This window comes from Chloroflexota bacterium (assembly GCA_026713825.1).
GTDB lineage: Bacteria > Chloroflexota > Dehalococcoidia > Lucifugimonadales > UBA1127 > UBA1127.
In genome coordinates, this window is the sequence record JAPONS010000057.1 from 1 (window position 1) to 18,012 (window position 18,012).

General features: G+C 65.0%; 18 protein-coding genes. 14 read left to right on the forward strand and 4 right to left on the reverse strand.

The genetic code is table 11. The features are described 5' to 3' along the window. Window positions 1-295: 295 nt before the first annotated feature. Window positions 296-1,123: an oxidoreductase gene (locus OXC99_07220; GenBank protein MCY4624773.1), complete on the reverse strand. Its 828-nt coding sequence runs from the start codon at window positions 1,121-1,123 to the stop codon at window positions 296-298. A 151-nt stretch (window positions 1,124-1,274) separates the two neighbouring features. Here OXC99_07220 and OXC99_07225 point away from each other — a divergent pair, with 151 nt between their 5' ends. The 7 genes from OXC99_07225 (at window position 1,275) to lexA (ending at window position 8,316) form a co-directional block, all read left to right on the forward strand. Continuing rightward, on the forward strand, window positions 1,275-2,936 hold the full coding sequence (locus tag OXC99_07225) for an FAD-dependent monooxygenase (GenBank protein ID MCY4624774.1): 1,662 nt from the start codon (window positions 1,275-1,277) through the stop codon (window positions 2,934-2,936). A gap of 223 nt (window positions 2,937-3,159) precedes the next feature. Then, window positions 3,160-3,630 carry a transcription elongation factor GreA gene (gene greA, locus OXC99_07230; GenBank protein ID MCY4624775.1) on the forward strand — a complete coding sequence of 157 codons (471 nt, stop codon included), beginning with the start codon at window positions 3,160-3,162 and terminating at the stop codon, window positions 3,628-3,630. A gap of 185 nt (window positions 3,631-3,815) precedes the next feature. Further along, on the forward strand, window positions 3,816-5,531 hold the full coding sequence (gene lysS, locus OXC99_07235; GenBank protein ID MCY4624776.1) for a lysine--tRNA ligase: 1,716 nt from the start codon (window positions 3,816-3,818) through the stop codon (window positions 5,529-5,531). Window positions 5,532-5,599: 68 nt separating this feature from the next. Beyond that, window positions 5,600-5,860: a 30S ribosomal protein S20 gene (gene rpsT, locus OXC99_07240; GenBank protein MCY4624777.1), complete on the forward strand. Its 261-nt coding sequence runs from the start codon at window positions 5,600-5,602 to the stop codon at window positions 5,858-5,860. Between the two features lie 20 nt (window positions 5,861-5,880). Continuing rightward, window positions 5,881-6,318, forward strand: a complete 438-nt coding sequence (locus OXC99_07245) for an NUDIX hydrolase (protein MCY4624778.1) — start codon at window positions 5,881-5,883, stop codon at window positions 6,316-6,318. After that, on the forward strand, window positions 6,273-7,538 hold the full coding sequence (thiI, locus tag OXC99_07250; protein ID MCY4624779.1) for a tRNA 4-thiouridine(8) synthase ThiI: 1,266 nt from the start codon (window positions 6,273-6,275) through the stop codon (window positions 7,536-7,538). Before OXC99_07245 ends, thiI begins: the two co-directional genes overlap by 46 nt. A 121-nt stretch (window positions 7,539-7,659) precedes the next feature. After that, window positions 7,660-8,316 (forward strand): transcriptional repressor LexA, encoded by a 657-nt coding sequence (gene lexA / locus OXC99_07255; GenBank protein ID MCY4624780.1) that lies wholly within the window; start codon window positions 7,660-7,662, stop codon window positions 8,314-8,316. Window positions 8,317-8,403: 87 nt separating this feature from the next. Here lexA and trxB read toward each other — a convergent pair whose 3' ends face one another. After that, on the reverse strand, window positions 8,404-9,324 hold the full coding sequence (gene trxB, locus OXC99_07260) for a thioredoxin-disulfide reductase (protein ID MCY4624781.1): 921 nt from the start codon (window positions 9,322-9,324) through the stop codon (window positions 8,404-8,406). A gap of 276 nt (window positions 9,325-9,600) precedes the next feature. Between trxB and pstB the strand changes: the two genes are divergently transcribed. The 5 genes from pstB to OXC99_07285 all read left to right on the forward strand — a co-directional run bounded on the left by pstB (window position 9,601) and on the right by OXC99_07285 (window position 14,337). Beyond that, window positions 9,601-10,374, forward strand: coding sequence for a phosphate ABC transporter ATP-binding protein PstB (pstB, locus tag OXC99_07265; protein ID MCY4624782.1), 774 nt, complete (start codon window positions 9,601-9,603; stop codon window positions 10,372-10,374). Window positions 10,375-10,388: 14 nt separating this feature from the next. Continuing rightward, on the forward strand, window positions 10,389-11,054 hold the full coding sequence (gene phoU, locus OXC99_07270) for a phosphate signaling complex protein PhoU (protein ID MCY4624783.1): 666 nt from the start codon (window positions 10,389-10,391) through the stop codon (window positions 11,052-11,054). Between the two features lie 255 nt (window positions 11,055-11,309). Next, entirely contained in the window at window positions 11,310-11,975 is a 666-nt protein-coding gene (locus tag OXC99_07275; GenBank protein MCY4624784.1) for a DUF47 family protein, read from the forward strand. Between the two features lie 113 nt (window positions 11,976-12,088). Then, window positions 12,089-13,441, forward strand: coding sequence for a DNA methyltransferase (locus OXC99_07280; GenBank protein MCY4624785.1), 1,353 nt, complete (start codon window positions 12,089-12,091; stop codon window positions 13,439-13,441). Between the two features lie 14 nt (window positions 13,442-13,455). Continuing rightward, window positions 13,456-14,337: a DUF4238 domain-containing protein gene (locus tag OXC99_07285; protein ID MCY4624786.1), complete on the forward strand. Its 882-nt coding sequence runs from the start codon at window positions 13,456-13,458 to the stop codon at window positions 14,335-14,337. 302 nt (window positions 14,338-14,639) lie between these two features. Here the strand turns inward: OXC99_07285 and OXC99_07290 are convergent, their stop codons facing one another. Next, a complete protein-coding gene (locus OXC99_07290) occupies window positions 14,640-14,975 on the reverse strand; it encodes a hypothetical protein (GenBank protein MCY4624787.1) in 336 nt (111 codons plus the stop codon). Between the two features lie 98 nt (window positions 14,976-15,073). Here OXC99_07290 and OXC99_07295 point away from each other — a divergent pair, with 98 nt between their 5' ends. Both OXC99_07295 and OXC99_07300 read left to right on the forward strand, forming a co-directional pair. Further along, window positions 15,074-15,319 carry a hypothetical protein gene (locus OXC99_07295; GenBank protein MCY4624788.1) on the forward strand — a complete coding sequence of 82 codons (246 nt, stop codon included), beginning with the start codon at window positions 15,074-15,076 and terminating at the stop codon, window positions 15,317-15,319. Then, on the forward strand, window positions 15,316-15,699 hold the full coding sequence (locus tag OXC99_07300; GenBank protein MCY4624789.1) for a type II toxin-antitoxin system HicA family toxin: 384 nt from the start codon (window positions 15,316-15,318) through the stop codon (window positions 15,697-15,699). The genes OXC99_07295 and OXC99_07300 overlap by 4 nt, the downstream gene beginning before the upstream one ends. 15 nt (window positions 15,700-15,714) lie before the next feature. Here OXC99_07300 and OXC99_07305 read toward each other — a convergent pair whose 3' ends face one another. Beyond that, complete coding sequence (locus OXC99_07305) at window positions 15,715-17,970, reverse strand: UvrD-helicase domain-containing protein (GenBank protein MCY4624790.1); 2,256 nt, start codon at window positions 17,968-17,970, stop codon at window positions 15,715-15,717. Window positions 17,971-18,012: the final 42 nt, after the last annotated feature.

Here is an 18,012-nt window from a genome sequence, read left to right on the forward strand (position 1 = left end):
GAGGTGGGGCAGATGCGGCGAAGAGGGTTGGTGGAGAGGGCTCCCCTCCCGGCCCCTGGATACCGGCATCCGCCGGTATGGAGGCGGTGGGTGTTGGTTGGGGCTGAGGTTGTTGTGGTGGGGGTGCCCCACGTGCGCCGGGCCTCTGGATTCCCCCGCTTTCGCGGGGGCAGGCTCTGCCTGCGCAGGAATGACGCGAAGGTGGGGCAGATGCGGCGAAGAGGGTTGGTGGAGAGGGTGCCCCGCCCTGCCTCTGGATACCGGCGTTCGCCGGTATGGAGAACCCTGGGTGCGGCTACCCGGCCATGCGGTCTGCCAGCCAGTCAAACATTCTGTCGGTGAAGAGGCTGCGGACCAGGAGGACGGGGCGGGCGTACTGGCCGGCGACGTAGCGGGTCTTGGGGCGGCGGGCGCGCAGGGCCTTCGAGATGGCGTTGGCGATTACTGTGGGCGGGGAGCCGTGCGGGCCTGAACGGTCCATGCGGCTGGTTATTCTGCCAGCGATTTCGGCGTAGGGGGAGCCGGTGGAACGCTCGGCCATCGGGCTGAAGGCGATGCCGCCGAACTCGGTGCGGATGAGACCGGGCTCGACGATGACGACGTCGATGCCGAAGCGCTTCAGCTCCCACCTCAGGCAGTCGGACCAGCCCTCGATGGCGTGCTTTGTGGCGTGGTACCAGGAGCCGAGGGGGGTGTAGACCTTGCCGGCGACGGAGGAGACGTTCACGATCCTGCCCGCTTTCTGCTCACGCATGTGGGGGAGGACGAGCTGGGTGAGGCGCGCGAGGCCGAAGAGGTTGACCTCGAACTGGTAGCGGGCGTCGTCGAGGGAGATGTCCTCCATTGCGCCGAAGAGGCCGAAGCCGGCGTTGTTGACGAGGACGTCGACGCCGCCGTGCTCGGCGGTGATGCGCTCGACGGCGGCGACGAGGTCTTCCTCGCGGGTGACGTCCATCTTGAGGGCGACGGCGCCGAGGTCCTCGAGGCCGCGCATGTTCTCGACGCGGCGGGCGGCGGCGTAGACGGTGTAGCCCTCGCGGAGGAGGCGCTCGGCGGTCGACTTGCCGATGCCGGCGGAGGCGCCGGTGACGAGGACGGTGCGGCCGGCGCGTTGTTTGGACATTGTCATCGTGGTTTCTCCCGCGCTTGTTCCCACCATCGTAGCCCATCGGTGGGCGGATGGCTCTCCTTGGGCGACGGGTTCGCCTTGCCGTGACCCCCACGCTGCAATACACTCACGGGCACCGGGGGAATTGGCATTCGGGAGGACCGCTATGGCGGAGCGACACCAGGTAATCGTAGTCGGCGGCGGGCCGGTCGGCGTGGCCATGGGGCTCGACCTGGGCATGCGCGGGGTGGACGTGGTCGTCGTCGGGCGGCACCTGCTGCCGCAGCGGATCCCGAAGGGGCAGAACCTCTCGCAGCGGACGTTGGAGCACTTCTACTTCTGGGGCATCGAGGACGAGTTGCGGGCGGCGCGGGTGATGCCAAAGGGCTACCCGATCGGCGGGGTGACGGCGTACAAGAATTTGAACAGCGAGTACTGGTGGGCGCCGCCGGGACGCGAGCAGGTGCGGCGGTATTACTACGTGGAGAACGAGCGGCTGCCGCAGTACCTGACGGAAGAGGTGCTCCGCAAGCGCGCCGAGGATTTTCCGAACATCACGCTGCTCTATGGCTGGACAGCGCAGAACATCGAGCAGGATGAGGGCGGCGTGCGGGTGACGATCGAGGAGACGGAGGACGCGGCGCAGAAGGGCGGACGGTACTCGTGGGAGGGTTTCCTCGACATCGACGACGCGGGCAGAGAGACGGTCACGGGGACCGCGCGGGTGCTGGAGGCGGACTACGTCGTCGGGTGTGACGGGGCGCGGTCGATGGTGCGGGGCTGGATGGGCGTCGGCGCGAACGGGTCGGACTTCGACCAGAAGATGTGCCTGGCGGTGTTCCGGTCGACGGAGCTGCACGATCATCTGAGCCGCTTCCCTGAGTCGACAACGTTTCGCGCCATGGACCCGGAGCTCAAGGGGTACTGGATGTTCTTCGGGCGGGTGGAGGTCGGCACGAGCTGGTTTTTCCACGCGCCGGTGCCGGAGGACGCGACGCCGGAGAACTACGACTTCCAGGGGCTGCTGGAGAAGGCCGCGGGCGTGCCGTTCAAGGCGGAATTCGACCACGTGGGCTTCTGGAACCTGCGGGTGTCCGTCGCCGACCAGTACCAGGTGGGGCGTGTGTTCATCGCGGGGGACGCGGCGCACAGCCACCCGCCGTACGGGGGCTTCGGGCTGAACAACGGGCTTGAGGACGTGGCGAACCTGGGATGGAAGATCGCCGCGCGGCTGCAGGGCTGGGGCGGGGACACGCTGCTGGAATCGTACAGCGACGAGCGGCGGCAGGTGTTCTGGGAGACGGGCGAGGACTACATCGCCGCGGGCATTCGCCGGGACGCGAAGTTCTTTGAGACCTACTCGCCGGAGAAGGACGAGGAGGAGTTCAAGACGGAGTTCGCGAAGCTGGGCGCGGAGGGCGGCCGACGGACGACGGTGTACGAGCCGAACTTCGAGGGGTCGCAGGTGGTCTTCGGGCCGCCGGACGGGGTGAACAGCGCGCACGGATCGCACTCGTTCAAGGCGCGGCCGGGGCACCACTTGCCGCCGCAGCCGCTATCGTCGGGCAAGGAAGTCCACGAGGAGTACGGGCTGGGGTTCACGCTGCTGGCCTTCGACGCGCCTGATGGGAGCGTGCAGGCGTTCGGCGAGGCGGCGGAGGCGCTCGGGGTGCCGTTCACGGTGGTGGAGGACACGTACGAGGGCGGGCGCGAGAACTACGAGGCTCGGCTGGTGCTGGTGCGGCCGGACCAGTATTGCGTGTGGGCGGAGGACGAGGCGCCTGCGGACGCGGCGGCGGTGCTGCGGAGGGTGTGCGGGCTCTCATAGCGATCGGACGGTTGACTCGCTGACTGTGGATGCCGGACTCGCCATTGGCGGGCCGGCATCGTACGTGGACATCGAACTGCAATGGTCATGGTATGGGGCGACGTCGCCTGATTCCTTGTCTCGACACCAGTTTCTCTATTGCATCCGCACTTTGGCGGGTGTAGTATTGCGCGGCTGAGGGTTAAGAGAACGCCTCTCAGCTTTTTCTATTTTGGCGGGAGTGATGGCAAGCGAAAAGTCTTATTTGACGCCCGAAGGGTTCGAGAAGCTCTCCAAGGAGCTTGACCAGCTCAAGACGACACGCCGCCGCGAGGTGGCGGAGGAGCTGAAACGCGCCTCGGAGGTCGGCGGGACCGTGGACAACGCGGAGTACGACGAGGCGAAGCGCGACCAGGCGACGGTCGAGGGGCGCATCTTCGACCTGGAGACGACGCTGAACAACGCGGAGGTCATCCCCGGGCACGATACGCCGTCGGAGACGGTGACGGTGGGCTCGACGGTGGTGATACGGAACCCGGCAGGGAAGTCGGTGGAGTACACGATCGTCGGGAGCATGGAGGCGGACCCGGCGCACGGGCGGATCTCGAACGAATCGCCGGTGGGGCGCGCGATGCTGGGCAAGCGCGTTGGCGAGGATATCGACGTGCACGCGCCGAGCGGCGAGCAGGTGTTTACTGTTGTAGAGATCCGGTAGTCCCGCTCGCTTCTTAGCACCCTCTTTCAACTTGCAGTACCCTTGTGCGCTACAATTGTCGTGGTGCGCCCTGCAAGCGGGGGACTCCCCCATCCCGGCCCCGTATCGAGTACGGGGCAGGCTCTTCCCCCTGAGGGGGAAGGGGTTTGTGGTAGGGGCGGGAATGACGGATAGGACTGCATTTCGTGACTGAACGCGACGAGTATTTTCAGATACGGGCCGAGAAGGTTGAGCGGCTGCGCGAGCAGGGGATCGACCCGTTTCCGGCCCGGTATGGGCGGACGCATACGATTGCGGCGGCTCGGGCGTTGCTGGCGCGATGGTCGGAGCGGGGGCGGCCGGCACGGGAGCGCTCGGTGAGCGTGACTGGGCGGGTGACGGGCGTGCGCAACATGGGACGCGTCGCGTTCCTGGACCTTCGCGACGGGACGGGGTCGATGCAGGCGCAGTTCCGGCGCGACGTCATGGGCGGGGACTTCGAGCTGCTGAAATCGCTGGACCTTGGGGACTTTCTCGGCGTGCGGGGGCGGCTGATCCACACGCGGACGGGGGAGCCGACGGTGGAGGCGCGGTCGGCGACGATGCTGGGGAAGGCGCTGCGGCCGCCGCCGGATAAACGGCACGGGCTGCAGGACGTGCAGCAGCGGCTCCGGCAGCGGGAGGCGGACCTGATCGCCAACGACGAGGTGCGGGAGCGGTTCGTGCTGCGGAGCAAGCTGGTGGCGGCGATCCGGCGGTTCATGGACGGGCGCGACTACCTGGAGGTGGAGACGCCCATCCTGCTGAACGTGGCGGCGGGGGCGAACGCGCGGCCGTTTGTGACGCAGCACAACGCGCTGAGCCGGACGCTGTACCTGCGCATCGCGACGGAGCTGCATTTGAAGCGGTGCATCATCGGCGGGCTGGACCGGGTGTACGAGATCGGGCGGATCTTCCGCAACGAGGGGCTGGACGCGACGCACAACCCGGAGTTCACGTCGATGGAGAGCTACGAGGCGTACGCGGACTACAACGACATCATGTCGCTGGTGGAGACGCTGGTGTCGAGCGTGGCGACGGAGCTGCTGGGGACGACGAAGCTGGAGTACGGCGGCGAGGTAATCGACGTGAAGGCGCCTTGGCGGCGGCTGGACCTGCGGGAGGCGATCCTCGAGCACTCTGGCATCGACATCGACGTGGACTTGAACTCGTCAATGCTGGCGGAGCGGATGCGTGAAATAGGTGTCGTCGTGACGCAGGAGGACAGCTGGGGCAGACTCGTCGACAAGCTGCTAAGCGACAAGGTCGAGCCGCACCTCGTACAGCCCACATTCCTCGTCGACTACCCGGCAGAGATGACGCCGCTGGCCAAGAGCCACCCAACCAGAGAATTCTACGTGGAACGCTTCGAAGGGTACGTTGCTGGAATGGAGGTCTGCAACGCCTTTACGGAGTTGAACGACCCCATCGAGCAGCGGGAGCGGTTCGAGATGCAGGAGGCTCTGCGTCTCGATTACATGGGCGAGGATTTCGATCGGCTGGACGAAGAGTTCCTGACAGCCATTGAGTACGGGATGCCGCCGACGGGGGGGCTCGGTGTGGGGATAGACCGGCTGGCGATGCTGTTCAGCGGGCAGAGCACGGTGCGGGAGGTGGTGCTGTTTCCGCATTTGTCGTTGTCGCAGGATGAGGTGTTTCGGGCGGTGGACAAGGCGCTGGATGAGGTTGAAGAGGGACTCGTAGAATACATGAATGCGCTTGTGGATTACGCAGGCCATGACGTTGCCGCAACCGCCGAGTGGGATATCGATGATCTCGTTCAGCAGATGCGCAGTGCGCTTCCAGATGAGATTAGCGCGCGCATAACAGACGGCGAACTTAGGAGCCGAGCAGAAGTTCATGTGCGAAATTGGCGCATTTGAGGAATAGGCTAGGCGATGCCGACAGGTTCAGGTATACTGTCGTGCAGCACTATTGGAGGACTTGAAACGTGCCCAGTGAACGGTCTGCTCGAGTAACGGAAAGGCGCTCCCTGCGAAACCGGTCGGTGAAGCGCAGTCTGCGGACGTCGCGGACGAAGGCGGCGCGCGCGCTCAGCGGCGGGGACGCGGAGGCGGCGCAGCAGGCTGTCCACAGCACGCTCCGCGACATCGACGTGGCCGCTCGGAAGGGCGTCATCCACGCGAACAAGGCCGCCCGCACGAAATCGAGGCTCGCCCGGAAGCTCAACGCCGCGCAAGCCGACGCCTAGGCCCACCCCGGTCCGCTCCAATGAGCACTGTCAGGGCAATCGCCGTCGTCATCAGCGCACCCCACGACGTGAACCTTGTCCTAACTGTGCGCCGCCCCGACGATGACGATGACCTCCCCGGCGTCTGGGGGCTGCCCGCTACGACCGTTCGCAAGGGCGAGGCTGACTCCGATGCCGCGCTGCGGCTGGGCGAGACGAAGCTGTGCAGCCCCGTGACGCTCAGGAACCTTCTCTCCGACGGGACGCAAAACCGCCCCGACAACAAGCTCTACATGCGGCTGTACTCCGCGACCATGACCAACCCCGAGCCATCACTTCCTGCGAGCGCGGGGGAGGAGGGCGTCACTTTCTATGCCGAATGGCGATGGGCGCCGATGTCGTCGCTGGTGGAGGGGGCGGAGCGCGGGTCGCTGTGCTGCGCGCTGGCGCTGCGGTCGCACGGGGCGCGGGCACGGTGACGGGCATGGAGCAGCACGTCCTCGTCCGCTTCTACCACGAGATCGCCCTGAAGGGGGGCAACCGGCCGTGGTTCCTGAAGCACATGGGCGCGAACCTGCGGCGCGCGCTGGCAGGGACGGGCGTGGGGAAGATCCGGTGGAACGCGATGATGGCGAGCTTCCCGCTCCGCGACGAGGAGCAATGGGAGCTGGTGCGCAGCCGGCTGGAGGAGCTCATCGGGGTGGAACGATTCTCGCGGGCCATTAGCGTCGAACCGACGATGGACGCGATGAAGGAGGCTATCCCGGGGCTGATCGAGGGCCAGACACCGGAAACGTTTCGCATAGCGGCGCGGCGGGCCGACAAGCGGTTCCCGATGACCTCGCCGGAGATCAACCACGCGCTGGGCAGGCACGTGCAGGACCTGACGGGGTGGCCCGTGGACCTGAAGGACGCCGACCTGACGCTGTACGTGCAGACGACGGAGCGCGAGGCGCTGCTCTCGGCGGAGAGCCTGCCGGGGCCGGGCGGGATGCCGGTTGGCGTCGGCGGGCATGTGGCGGCGCTGCTGTCGGGGGGAATCGACTCGCCGGTGGCGGCGTACCAGATGATGCGGCGGGGGTGCAAGGTCACCTTCGTGCACTTCCACAGCTTCCCGCTGGTCGAGGGGACGTCACGGGAGAAGGCGGAGGAGCTGGTGGAGCTGCTGACGCACTACCAACAGAGCTCGCGGCTGCTGCTGGTGCCCTTCGCGGGGGCGCAGCAGCGGATCATCGTGACGGTGCCGCCGGCGTACCGGGTGGCGGTGTACCGGCGGTTCATGGTGCGGATAGCGGAGGCGCTGGCGGTGAAGCACGGGGCGGCGGCGCTGGTGACGGGGGACAGCCTGGGGCAGGTGAGCTCGCAGACGCTGGAGAACCTGACGACGATAGGCGCGGCGGCGGAGCGGCTGCCGCTGTTCCGGCCGCTGCTCACGATGGACAAGGGCGAGATCATCGACATTGCACGGCCGCTGGGGACGTACCCGATCTCCATCATCCCGGACCAGGACTGCTGCTCGCTGTTCGTGCCGCGGCACCCGGTGATCAAGAGCCGCATCCAGGACGTGGAACGGATGGAGGCGGAGCTGCCGGTGGAGGAGCTGGTCAAGGCGGCGCTGGAGGCGGTGGAGGAGCGGGTGTACCACTGGCCGCCCGCCGCGGCGAAACGCGGGACAGACGAAGGCGCGACGGCTGGATGAGTCGTCACAGAGGCGAACAAATCAGCGAAATTGCCTCCTCCTGCCCCTTGACACGGTTATGCCACGGTCAATAGGATAGGAACGAACATTCGTTTGTATACATAAATCCAGGGAGGCTGGCATGGTGTCCACGAATCGGAAGCTGTCCGAGCGACAGAACAAGATGCTTGAGTTCATTTCCAACTTTGTGAAGGAGCACCCGTACCCACCCTCAGTGCGGGAGATCCAGATGGGATGCAGCATCAGCTCCACTTCCGTGGTGGACTACAACCTGCACATCCTGCGGCGGGAGGGCTACATCAAGCGGTCGCCGGACATTTCCCGGGGGATCCAGCTTCTGGACAAGGACACGGGGCGCGCCATGGGGCACCCGAACACCGTCGCGGTGCCGGTCCTCGGGGCCATCGCGGCGGGGGAGCCGCTGATGGCCTTCCCGGAGGCGTCGGAAGCGGGGGAGACGATGGAGCTGCCCTTGTCCATGCTGCCGGCGCGAACGGACGGCATCTACGCGCTGCGCGTGAAGGGGCAGTCGATGATCGAGGACCTGATCGACGACGGGGACGTCGTGGTGTTCCAGCGGCGGGAGACGGCGAGCCCCGGCGAGATGGTGGCGGCGTGGCTGAAGGAGCGCGGGGAGGCGACGCTGAAGCGGTACTACCCCGAAGGCGCCCGCATCCGGCTGCAGCCAGCCAACTCGGCGATGTCGCCCATCTACGAGGACGCGGACAACGTGGATGTGCAGGGCGTCGTGGTGGGCGTCATCCGGATGTACCGGTAGGCGGACAGCAACACCAAGCAAGGAAAAGAGAACGCCGCGCCATTTGGCGCGGCGTTCTTCGTTTGCACCTATGCTCCAGCCAGGAAGCTAGCCCTCCGTGATGTAGCGGTAGGCGGAGAGGGCGGCGGTGATGCCGTCGCCGACGGAGGTGCCTAGCTGGCGGTCGGAGTACTGGCGGATGTCGCCGGCCGCGTAGACGCCAGGGACGTCGGTCTCCATGCGTATGTTGGTGATGACGTGGCCGCCGTTGTCGAGCGGCACCTTGCCCTGGAGGAAGCCGGAGTTGGGGTGGAAGCCGATGTAGATGAAGACGGCGGCGGTGGGGTACTCGTATTGCTGCCCGCTCTTGAGGTCCTCGAGGAGGACGCGGTCGACGCCGCCGTTGCCGCGGATCTCCCTGACGGCGTGGCTGAACTTGAAGTTGAAGTTGTCAGTCGCGAAGGCGCGCTCCTGCAGCACCTTGGTGGCCCGGAGCTCGTCCCGGCGGTGGACAAGGGTGAGGCTCTTGACGATGCGGCTGAGGTACATGCCCTCGTCGATGGCGGCGTCGCCACCGCCGACGACGACGGTGTCCTCGCCGGCGAAGAAGTTGCCGTCGCAGGTGGCGCAGTAGGTGACGCCGCGGCCGGCGAACTCGTCCTCGCCGGGGACGCCGAGCTTGTTGTGCGCGCCGCCTGCGGTGACGATGATGGTCTTCGCCGTGTACTCGCGCTCCTCGCCGACAACGACCTTGACGTCGCCGTCGACCTTGAGGTCGATGACGGTGTCGTACTCGAAGAGGGTGCCGGTGTTCTCGGCCTGCTTGTGCATGGCCATGCCGATATCGGGGCCGAGGACGCCGTCGGGGAACCCTGGGTAGTTCTCGATGTCGGAGGTGTTGAGGATCTGCCCGCCGGGGGCGAGTTGCTCGACGATGACCGTCTTCAGTTGCGCTCGCGTGGCGTAGATGGCGGCGCTCAGGCCGGCGGCGCCTCCGCCAATAATTACGACATCGTACTCTGCTTCCATAGTCCACCCTGCTGTTGAATTGTGCTAATTCCATTGTAGCCCAGCAACCGGGAGAGGGGTAGATTCGGCCGCGCGGCCTATTCTGATTTAATCGCCAGTTAACATATTGCGCAGTTGTGTTAATATTACGAGTTAACTGCTAATCCTTACTTGATTGTCTTAAGGATAGCGGTTCCCTACCATGGCCCTAGCCGGCCGCATCGCACTTCCCCGAACTCCGAGGTTGTGCAGCATTTCAATACGCGCCAGCTAGCGAGACAGCCGAGGAGGGGTGCGTTGGAGCAGGAAAACATCGTCCTGGAAGTACGGGACCTGAAGGTGTTCTACGGCTCTTTCAACGCGCTTCGAGACATCAGCATTGAAATACCGCGACACCAAGTGACGGCGCTCATCGGGCCGTCGGGCTGCGGGAAGAGCACCTTCCTGCGATGCTTCAACCGCATGAACGACCTGATCGCCGGCTCGTCGGTGCAGGGGCAGGTCCTTTACCGCGGCAACGACATCTACGCGCCAACGATCGACGCGACGCGGATCCGGTCGGAGATAGGCATGGTGTTCCAGAAGCCGAACCCGTTCCCGAAGACCATCTACGAGAACGTGGCGTTCGGGCTGAAGATCAACGGGTACCAGGGCAACATGGCGGAGGCGGTCGAGCGGTCGCTGCGGCGCGCGGCGCTGTGGGACGAGGTCAAGGACCGGCTGAACAAGAGCGCGTTCCAGCTCTCGGGCGGGCAGCAGCAACGGCTCTGCATCGCGCGGGCGCTGGCGGTGGAGCCGGAGGTCATCCTGATGGACGAGCCGGCGTCGGCGCTCGACCCGATCGCGACGCTGGCGATCGAGGAGCTGATCCGGGAGCTGTGCGTCGAGGTGTCGATCGTCATCGTGACGCACAACATGCAGCAGGCGGCGCGGGTGTCGGACCAGACGGCCTTCCTGATGATGGGCGAGGACCGCGCCGGCTACCTGGTTGAGTACGGCGACACCAAAGAGATGTTCACCAACCCGAAGAACGAGCGGACAGAGGCGTACATAACGGGACGGTTCAGCTAGCCAAGGAGGCGGCGATGGCACGCGCAAGCTTCGACATTCACCTGCATCACCTGCTGGACGAGCTCATGCAACTGGGCGGCATGGTGGAGAAGGCCATCGCCACGTCTCTCCAGGCGCTGAGGGACCGCGACCTGAAGACCTCCGAGCGGGTCATAAAGGAGGACGACTTCATCGACCGGAAGCGCTGGGAGATGGAGGAGCGCTGCCTGGAGCTGATCGCGACGCAGCAGCCGATGGCAGTCGACCTGCGGGTCCTCGTGACCATCCTGCACATCTCCGTGGAGCTGGAGCGGATGGGGGACTACGCCGAGGGCATCGGGAAGATCAGCCTATTGATGGGGGACGAGCCGCCGCTGAAGCCGCTGGTCGACATCCCGCTGATGGCGGCGAAGGCGAGCGACATGCTGAACCGGAGCCTGGACGCGCTGGTGCGGCGCGACACGACTGAGGCCCTCGCGGTGTGCAACAAGGACGACGAAGTCGACGAGCTGTACGACGTCGTGTACCGCGACCTGCTCGATCTGATGATCCAGGACCCGGCGAACGTGCAGCGGGCGACGTACCTGCTGTGGGTGGCGCACGACCTGGAGCGCATCGCGGACCGGGCCACGAACATCGCTGAGCGGGTGATCTTCATGGTCACCGGCAAGTTGACGGAGGTCAACGTCTCCAAGTACTAGACCCCTCGGCGTCCGTTCTCCCTGAGCGTGCGAGAACCCTCAACGGGAGAACGGACGCCTTGTTCTCTCCAGCCGCACCCGCGCATGGGCATCCCCGCAATGGCGTGCGCCGTTCCTTGCTTCGCTGGTGTACACTAACTTCATCAGTATGTGCCGGCCGCCTCGGCATTGTTTTTCGCATCGGAACGGCTGTGGAAAGGTTGGCGGTTGGCTACAGATTTGCTGTGAGTGAATCATTAGCGGGAGAGTTAGGCGGTGCGTTTCCGGTCTTCTAAGAAGGGCGAGCACATCTTCTTCCTGCTGGAGCAGAACGCGCTGAACGCCGGCAAGGCGGGGCGGCTGCTCCGGGGGTTGATGGAGCACACCGAGGGCATGAAAGGGCAGGTCGAGGAGATCGCGGCCCTGGAGCGCTTTGGGGACGAGATTGTCCAGCAGACGGCCGTCGCGTTGCAGCAGGGGAAGACGGCGCCCATGGACCGCCGCGACATCGCCGCGCTGACGGACGCGCTGGACGGGGTCGTGGACGGGGTTGGGAGCGTGGCGGCGTCGATGCCGGCGTACGGGCTGGACGCGCCCTCGGAGCGCGCGCGGTCGATGGCGGAGGCCATCGCGCAGTCGTGCGGCGAGCTACAGAAGGGCGTCGGGCTGCTGAAGGCCGGCCCCGAGAGGCACTCGGAGATACTGTCGCTGACGGCGTCGGTGCGGGCGCGGGCCGCGGCGATGGAGCGGGCCAACGGCGGGCTGCTTGCGCCGCACTTCGCGGAGGGGCAGGACGCGGAGACCATCCTCAAGTGGCGCGACGTTTACGGCGACCTGCGGCGGGCGCTGGGCGAGACGCGCTCGGCGGCGGCGGCGCTCGAGGGGGCGGTGATGCCGCGGGGCAGGGGGCGCTTTCGGCGCAGTCTGTCACACCCGGCTTAGCACAGCCCTTGCCGCGCCCCCGCGCCCCCGCATCACCCTTGCTTCATCCGTACAAATGGTCTATTGTGCGATACTGTGCAAGCGGACCTGAATCCACGCCAAGGAGCGACGCCGTGACGGCCAACTTCACCAACCGCACCCTCTGGACGGGCGACAACCTGGACATCATGCGCGGGCTGAACTCCGAGTCTGTGGACCTGATCTATCTGGACCCGCCCTTCAACTCCAATCAGGAATACTCCGCACCCATCGGCTCCGAGGCGGCGGGCGCGGCCTTCAAGGACACGTGGACGCTGAACGACGTTGACCTAGCGTGGCACGGGCTCATTGCGGAGGAGCACCCCGGCCTCTACCGGATCATTGACGCCGCCGGCGCCGCACATGGCAAGGGAATGAAATCCTACCTGATTATGATGGGTGTCAGGCTGTTGGAGATTCATCGTGTCTTGAAGGTCGCAGGCGCTGTTTACCTCCATTGTGATGACACCGCAAGCCACTACCTTAAAATGCTGATGGATTCTGTGTTTGGCGATGGAAACTTCAAGAATGAAATCTCTTGGCAGCGTTTCAACTTCCACGCTGATGCAAAGCGCTTTGGCAGAGTCTGTGACCGGATTCTGTTCTACACCAAATCCCAAGCGCACAATTTCAATCGACTCCGAGTGCCCTTCTCAGAGCAATACGTGTCAAGCAAGTTCACACACCAAGACCCTAATGGGCGAAGATTCAGGCTGGACAACCTAAATCCACCAGCGGGCCGCGGGCCGGTCTATGAATTCCATGGCGTTACCAAAGCCTGGCGATTCACTGAGGAGAAGATGCTAGCTTTGGAGAGCGAAGGTCGAATTTACACTCAAAGCAGGGTTCCACAATTGAAGCGGTTTTTGGACGAACTGGATGGTCAAGCCGTCCATGACAATTGGCACGACATTCCTCCCATCAACTCAAGGGCCAAGGAGCGCACGGGCTACCCAACGCAGAAGCCACTCGCCCTGCTGGAACGCATCATCAAGGCCAGCAGCAACGAGGGCGACGTTGTGCTGGACCCCTTCTGCGGCTGCGCCACTGCCCTCATCGCCGCCGAGAAGCTGGAACGACAGTGGGTCGGCATTGACATTTCCCCCGCTGCCAAGCGGCTGGTCAAGAGCCGGATGGAGCGGGAGCTGGGCCTGTTTGGGATGCAAGCGATCTACCGTGACGACATTCCGCAACGGACCGACATGGGCAAGCTGCCGTCGCCGCAGACGCACAAGCACACGCTCTACGGGGTGCAAGAGGGGGTCTGCATCGGGTGCAAGATCATGTTCCCGTTCAAGAACATGACGATAGACCACATCGTGCCCCAGTCGAAGGGCGGCTCGGACCACATCGAGAACCTGCAACTGCTGTGTGGCGCGTGCAACTCGATGAAGGGGACGAAGTCGCAGGCGGAGTTTTTGGCGGCGCTGGCGCAGGCGGGGGGGTAAGGGGGAGAGGGGTCATGGGGAAATCCATACCGCACGAATCTGAGATAGACAACACCCGCAAGCACATGATCCCTCAGTTTTATCTTAAGGGGTTTTCTGCCGGTAAGCGTAGGATTTATGCATTCGACAAGAAGCACCCTGAGCTTGGCGTAAAGATACAACTCATTAAGAAAACAGCAGTGTCGAAACTTGCCTACTCCGCGGAAAACGATGATGAACTTGGGCGTCGTGAGCAGGTATGGAGTCTGTTACTGCAAGAGACTTTGCCTAAGAGTGCGTCGTTCTTGAACAAGGCAATTGCTGACAGGGAGTACGCGCGGCCATTCCGAGAGACTCTAGCCATGTTTGTCTTGGATTCAATAGCACGCAGTCCAGGCATGCGTGATCGGATAGAGAAACCGTTAAGGGATGGATTAGAGGACTATTGGGCGTTTTGGCGACAACAAATTGATGTTGCTGGCGTTCATTCCGGGGTGCCTACCGGTCAGGTGCAGAGCGTACTCGAAGGCGTTCGTGCAAAGTTCCACCCCGACCGATACCCAGAATGGTCAGCAATCTACCTCAAGCCATTCCTCCCGGAGGAACACATCTCCGCGTACGCGCTGGTGGCTGACGGGATTTGGCGATTTCTTGAGGCCCCGGAGGGCCGGGGCTTCATTACGGCGGACATTCCGGCCATTTGCTGGGATTATAGATTTTTCAGTATGCCGCTTTCCCGCAAGCTACTCTTGGAAGGTGTATGGGGAGACGCTCGCCAAGAAAGCGCCGTTTTGAGGGACTTAGCTATGGATGATGAGGCGATGACTCTTGTGAACCGCCGCATGTTTCAGAATGCTGAACGCTGGGTCTATGCCTCGTCAGAGGGTGAGCTGCATCGCTTTCTTGGTGCGGAGTAGGGCTGCGCCCAGCCTGCTGACAATCGAGTGCTTCCTTCCAGGTTTCCGGCCTCCGCCGTGATTGCACGGCTCCCCCCTACCGCCCTGCGCGGGCGCGGTTTGCGCCGAGGAGGGTGCTGGCTGAGCCGAGGAGCGCCGCCCATGCTGATGAGGGCTGCTCGTGTCGTGATGTTCTCCTCCGCTGGGTTTCTGGATACCGGCATTCGCCGGTATGAGGAGGGTGGGGTCAGGGCGAACGGGGCCGCCTGCCCCTCTGGATTCCCGCCTTCGCGGGAATGACGGATGAGAGTTCCCCCCTACCCCTACGACGCCGTCTTTGCACGCATCACGCCCAGCAGGGCGCCGACGGTGGCTAACAGGGCGACGTAGGCGAGGACCATTGCCGGGATGTAGAGGACGATGACCGGTACGTCTGCCAGGACGTAGACGCCCAGGGCGAACGGCAGCGCTATCAGCCCCATGAATGCACCCATGAGCACGCCTATGCCTATGGCCTTTCCCTCGTCGGGTTTGTCCAGGGACTGGCCTGCGAAGAAGCCGCCTGCCAGCGGGCCGAGGGGGCCGGTGATGAAGTGGACCACGGGGATGATGAGGCCTATGAGGGCGATGCCGGTGCCGATTAGCGCGGCTCGTGCCACGGTGTCCTCCTGTGTGCGGTGTGTTTGTCCGAGGCTCTCCGCCGCGTGGTATCATGCCGGCAGACGCCATCGCCCGACGCTGCGCCCCGGAGGTCGAGATGGAAGTGTACCTGCTGGACTACATCCTGCACGAGCCCAGTGAAGATCAGGGCGGCCTCTATATGGCCGAGATACCGGAACTGCCCGGTTGCCGCGCATGGGCCGAGACCGCCAACCAGACTCTCACCGATCTGTCCACGGTAGCCGAGCAATTCATCCTCTCCTACAGAGATAGGGGCAAGTCCCTTCCGCCCGGGATCGCCCGTTCCCTGTCCGGCCAGGGCAGGATCTCCGTCGCCGTATGACATACCGGGAGTTGACCGGAAAGCTCAGAAGGCTCGGATGCGTCTTTGACCGGCAGGTAGGGGGTTCGCACGAAATCCGGCTCAACCCGGCCAACGACCAGGAAACCACCATTCCCAGACATGGCAACCGCGACCTTGCTACAGGGACTGTCCACGGAATTCGCAGAGACTTGGGGATCACCCGCGAGGACTTCGACCGGACGCAGGATAAAGCGGGGGCCACAAGGGTTCCCCCTACGCCCTACTCCTCCGGGTTCGCTGCCGCCGCGATTCTGGATACCGGCATTCGCCGGTATGAGGAGAGGGGGTGGTTCCTCTGCCTGTTTCGTGGCGGGGACTCCCCGCCGCCGGCCTCTGGATACCGGCATTCGCCGGTATGACGGGTGCGGGGCAGCCTACCCGCTTGCCTCCAGCTTGGCGAGGGAGTGGAGGAGGCGTTTTACGCCTGTGCCGTCGAAGGCGACGGTGACCTCGTAGTCGTCTTTGGTGGGTTTGCAGTTGACGACGACGCCCTCGCCGAAGGTGGCGTGGGAGACGCGGTCGCCAGGGTCGAAGGGCGGCGGGCCGGTGGGGGTGTCGGCGCCGTCCGTTCGCCCCCGTATCAAGTACGGGGCAGGCTCTTCGATTTCCCTCAGGGTGAACGGATTGGAGCGGGCGCGGCTGCCGGTGCGGGTGGCGGCCCTGGTTTCCTGGCGGGCTTCGCGTTCGCCCTCGGGCGAGGCTATGAGCTCGCGGGGGATGTCGGCGAGGAAGCGCGAGGGGATGCCGGGCAGGGAGTTGCCCATGACGCGGCGGCGGAAGGCGCGGGTGAGGTAGAGGCGCTCTTTGGCTCGCGTCATGCCGACGTAGCAGAGGCGCCGTTCCTCCTCCATCTCTCCGGGGTCGTCGAATGAGCGGATGTGCGGGAGCATGCCCTCTTCCATGCCGACCATGAACATGGCGGGGAACTCCAAGCCCTTGGCCTGGTGCAGGGTGATGAGGGTGACGCCGTCGCTGGAGTCCGCGTTGTCGGCGTCAGAGACGAGGGCGACCTGCTCGAGGAAGGCGGCGAGGCCGTCGGGGGGCGGGACGCCGGCGAAGTCGGCGGCGACGGTGCGGAGCTCACGGATGTTGTCCCAACGGTCCTCGCCCTGCTCGTCGTCGCTGAGGATGTGGTCGCGGTAGCCGGTGGGCTGGAGGACGAGGTCGAGGAGCTCGGCGGCCTCGAGCTCGGTGACGGCCTGCTGGAGCTCCTTGAGGACGGCGCCGAGGCGGGAGAGGGAGGCCTTGCCCGCCCGCGGGATGGGGGTGTCGACCTCGGGGTCGTCGGCGAGGATGTCGAGGGCGCGGCGCATGGGGATGTTGAGGGTGCGCGACCATCGATTAAGCTCGTCGACGGAGCGCTGGCCGATGCCTCGGGGCGGGACGTTCAGGATGCGTTCGAGGCTGACGTCGTCGGCGGGGTTGTTGAGGACGCGGAGATAGGCGATGACGTCCTTGATCTCCTTGCGCTGGTAGAAGCGGAGGGCGCCGACGAGGCGGTAGGGGATGCCGTGGCGGATGCAGGCCTCCTCCAGCGCGCGGGACTGGGCGTTGACGCGGTAGGCGACGGCGGCGTCGCCGAATTGGAGCTCGCCTGCGCGGCGGAGGCGGTCGACTTCCTTGATGACCCAGAGGGCCTCGTCGCCCTCGTCGTAGGCCTCATGGACGAAGACGCGGAGGCCGGCGGGGGCGGTGGGGAGCAGACGCTTCTCGACGCGCTGGCGGTTGCCGCTGATGACCTTCTCGGCGGCGGAGAGGATGTTGGCGGAGGAGCGGTAGTTCTCCTCGAGGAGGACGGTCTCGGCGTCGTGGAAGTCGTTTCGGAAGCTGAGGATGTTGCGGATGTCCGCGTGGCGCCAGGAGTAGATGGACTGGTCGGGGTCGCCGACGACGGCGATGTTGCGCCACCTGCCGGCGAGCTGCTTGGCGATCTCGTACTGGGCGACGTTGGTGTCCTGGAACTCGTCGACCATGAGGTGGCGGTAGCGTGTCTGGTAGCGTTCCAGGACTTCAGGGTGGCTGGCGAATAGGTAGTAGGTCATGAGGAGCAGGTCGTCAAAATCGACGGCCTGGTTGGCGCGGAGCATGCGCTGGTACTCCTCGTAGGCGCGCAGGGTCACCTCCTCAAAGTAGGAGCCGACGTTGGCGCGGTAGACGGCGGGGTCCATGAGCTGGGCCTTGGCGCCGGAGATGCCGCTGAGGATGGCGCCGGGGGTGAACTGCTTGGGCTCAATGCCCGCGCTGACCATTGCCTTCTTGAGGAGGCTGACCTGGTCGTCGCGGTCGTAGATGGTGAAGCCGCGGTCGATGTTGATGGCCTCGCCGGACTCGCGGAGGATGCGGGAGCAGAGGGCGTGGAAGGTGCCGGCGGTGATCTGCTCGGCGATGGGGCCGCCGAGGAGGCGGGCGAGGCGGTCGCGGAGCTCGCGGGCGGCCTTGTTCGTGAACGTGAGGACGCAGATGCCGCGGGGGCCGACGCCGACGGTGTGGACGAGGTAGGCGACGCGATGGACGATGACGCGGGTCTTGCCGCTGCCGGGGCCCGCGACGATGAGCAGCGGGCCATCGATGTGCTGGACGGCCCGCTGTTGGGCGTCGTTGAGGCCTTGGAGGAGGGAGTCTGTCGTCATACGCTAGCAGTATAGCAGCGCGGGCGGCTCCATCGGCGGGGT